General features: G+C 69.5%; 4 protein-coding genes and 1 pseudogene. 2 read left to right on the top strand and 3 right to left on the bottom strand.

Annotated elements, in window-relative coordinates; genetic code table 11:
* Nucleotides 1-41 precede the first annotated feature (41 nt).
* Nucleotides 42-611, bottom strand: a complete 570-nt coding sequence (locus ACT4N3_RS04385; protein ID WP_444853991.1) for a hypothetical protein — start codon at nt 609-611, stop codon at nt 42-44.
* A 52-nt stretch (nt 612-663) separates the two neighbouring features.
* Nucleotides 664-957, bottom strand: coding sequence for a hypothetical protein (locus ACT4N3_RS04380; protein ID WP_444853990.1), 294 nt, complete (start codon nt 955-957; stop codon nt 664-666).
* 95 nt (nt 958-1,052) lie between these two features.
* Here ACT4N3_RS04380 and ACT4N3_RS04375 point away from each other — a divergent pair, with 95 nt between their 5' ends.
* Together ACT4N3_RS04375 and ACT4N3_RS04370 are read left to right on the top strand one after the other, a co-directional pair.
* Nucleotides 1,053-1,556, top strand: coding sequence for a hypothetical protein (locus ACT4N3_RS04375; protein ID WP_444853989.1), 504 nt, complete (start codon nt 1,053-1,055; stop codon nt 1,554-1,556).
* A 277-nt stretch (nt 1,557-1,833) separates the two neighbouring features.
* Nucleotides 1,834-2,034 (top strand): hypothetical protein, encoded by a 201-nt coding sequence (locus ACT4N3_RS04370; RefSeq protein WP_444853988.1) that lies wholly within the window; start codon nt 1,834-1,836, stop codon nt 2,032-2,034.
* 75 nt (nt 2,035-2,109) lie between these two features.
* Here ACT4N3_RS04370 and ACT4N3_RS04365 read toward each other — a convergent pair.
* Nucleotides 2,110-2,751, bottom strand: a pseudogene (locus ACT4N3_RS04365) (elongation factor 4); the annotation flags it as partial.

Here is a 2,751-nt window from a genome sequence, read left to right as displayed (position 1 = left end):
CGCCAGCGCGTCTGCCGCCATATCCGCGTCCGCTACTGGCGCTAGGCCTCCGCCGGCCGCGCCGCGCCGCCGGCCGCCTGCACCTTGGCCAGGATCGCGGCGCCGGTCGTCCGGCCGCGCCTGAAATGACTATTGTCGAGCTCGATCGGCCCGGCGGGCAGGTCGAGCACGACGCTCAGGAACGGGTTGCGCTCGAACGCGCCCGGCCGGACGGCGAGCGACAGCGCGCCATAATCGAGCCGCTCCACGTCCTGCCCACGCCGGATCGTCAGCCCGTCCGCCGCCGCCTCGATCTCGATCCCCGGATCGACATAGCCCCGCCCGGCGCGCCACTTGAGCAGCCAGCCGATCGCCCAGACGAGCGGCGCCGCGCCGAGGCACCAGGGCGCCACCCGCCAGGCGAAGTCCGGATCGCCGGAAAGCAGCAAGGTGAAGGGCGCGATCACGAGCAGCATCGCGCCGCCGTCGAACAGGCAGCCGATCTCCTTGCGCTGGGCGGCGCGGTTCTCGGCCGCGGTGAGGCTCCGCGCCACGAGCGGCAACGGGTTGCGCGCGGCGATCGCGATCGCCTGTTTGACCGCCGCCTCGTGCCGCTGCTGCCTGTCGCTCATCGCGCCAGCCTAAAGGAGCGCCCCCGCCATCGCCAGCCGCTCCGGTCCTCGCTTACTTGATCGACCAGGCCGACAGGCCGGACCGGCTCGCCGCCGCCTGCGGCTTCTCCGGCACGATCCTGGGCGCCGGCTTCATCGCCGCCCGCTCGGCCGCCTCGGCCGCATGGGTGGAGAGCTTGAGATAGACGCCGCGCGCGCGCCTGAGCCGGCTCCGCTCGGCCTCGGTCTTCGCTTCGTCGAGCTGGATCAGCGCCTCGTCCGCCTTGGCGCGATATTCCTCGGGGGTGGGCATCGGCTTCCTTTCCGGGATGGCCGGGCGGGTGCCGGCGGCCTCATCGACCGGCATGGGCGCGCCGGCCGCGATAAGCAAATTACTTCGCCGCTTGCCCGTGCTACACTGGCGCCGCGCCGCGCCCCCGTGCCGGGGCGCCGGGGGACGCCATGCCGGTCCGGGTCGACGAAGCCGGGTTCGAGGAGTGCAGCCGCGTCGCCGGCCTCGCCATCGCCGCTTACACGCTGCGCTCGCTGGAGAAATGGCGCACCAATGTCGGCGATTATGACAGCGTGATGATCATGGTCGCGGTGATCGCGATCAGCTCGGAGCGGCTGCTGCGGGCCGATCTGCCGGCGAAATATCGCAGCCTTTCCGTGCCGCTCGATCCGGCCGATCTCGCCAAGGTCAACATCGCCGGCATCGCCCATGCGACCGGGCTCAACCGGGAGACGGCGCGGCGCAAGGTCAACGGCCTGGTCGAGCGCGGCCAGCTGGTCCGCGCCGAGGACGGCAGCATCGCCCTGCCGCCCGGCCTCACCCAGTCGAACCGGATCCGCGACCAGGCCCGCACCCAGCTCGGCGAGATCTGTGCGATCGCCAACCAACTCCTGCGGATGGGCGTCCTGGCGGAGGAAGACGTTTCTTCCCTCTCCCCGCCGGGGAGAGGGTAGGGAGAGGGGGTCGGGCGCTGGCGATCGCTCACTGATTCAGAACCCCCTCACCCCAACCCTCTCCCCGCCGGGGAGAGGGAGCCGTTCGATCCATCGACGCATCTCGCAACGGATATGCACAAACTGTGCGCCGCGGCACTTGCACGGAGTTGAATGAATATTCATCTCGCGCGCGTCGACGGGCTTCCATGCACGCCGGCTATACCCGCGGCTCCCCGCCATCCCCGCTCCCGTCCGGACCGCCCGGCCGGGCGCTTTCGCTTCGATTGGCTTGCCCATGCCCTATTACCGCTACCGCACCGCCACCCTCCACGGCCCTTGGCGCGATTCGCGTCTGAAGGCCGAATGCGACGCCGTCGCGATGGGGCAGGCCGAGTTCTCCGGCGGCCGCGGCGATTTCGCCTGGAAGGTCGAGGGCGAGATCGAGCAGCAGCAGCCGAAGCCGCAGTCCGCCGAGACCAAGGGCGCCGGCGAGTAAAGCCGCGGCGCCCGGGCCGCCGGCCAGCCTGTGGCGAATATCGGTTTAGTTTATCGCCTGTAGCCCGAAGGCCGCTCACTCCTCCCCCATCCGCAGCGCCGCGATAAACGCTTCCTGAGGGATCGACACGGAGCCGTACTCTCTCATCCGCTTCTTCCCTTCCTTCTGCTTGTCCAGCAGCTTCCGCTTCCGCGAAATATCGCCGCCATAGCATTTCGCGGTCACGTCCTTGCGCAGCGCCGCAATCGTTTCCCGCGCGATGATCTTCCCCCCGATCGCGGCCTGGATCGGGACCTTGAACAAATGGCGGGGGATCAGGTCCTTGAGCCGCTCGCAGAGCTGCCGGCCGCGCGCCTCGGCGGCGGCGCGGTGGACGATCATGCCGAGCGCGTCGACCGGCTCGCCGTTGACCAGGATGTTCATCTTGACGAGATCGCCGTCGCGATGCCCGGTCTGGTGATAATCGAAGCTCGCATAGCCGCGGCTGATCGATTTCAGCCGGTCGTAGAAATCGAACACGACCTCGTTGAGCGGCAGATCGTAGGTGAGCTGCGCCCGGCCGGCGACGTAAGTGAGGTTCTTCTGCACCCCGCGCCGGTCCTGGCACAGCTTCAGGATGGCGCCGAGATGCTCGTCGGGGACGTAGATGGTCGCCTCGATCCACGGCTCCTCGACCGCGGCGATCCGGTTCGGGTCCGGCCAGTCGGCGGGGTTGTG

The organism is Sphingosinicella sp., assembly GCF_052388015.1.
In the GTDB taxonomy this organism is placed as follows: domain Bacteria; phylum Pseudomonadota; class Alphaproteobacteria; order Sphingomonadales; family Sphingomonadaceae; genus Allosphingosinicella.
The sequence above is the reverse complement of the archived record's forward strand: the minus strand, read 5'-3'. Positions and strand labels throughout refer to the sequence as shown.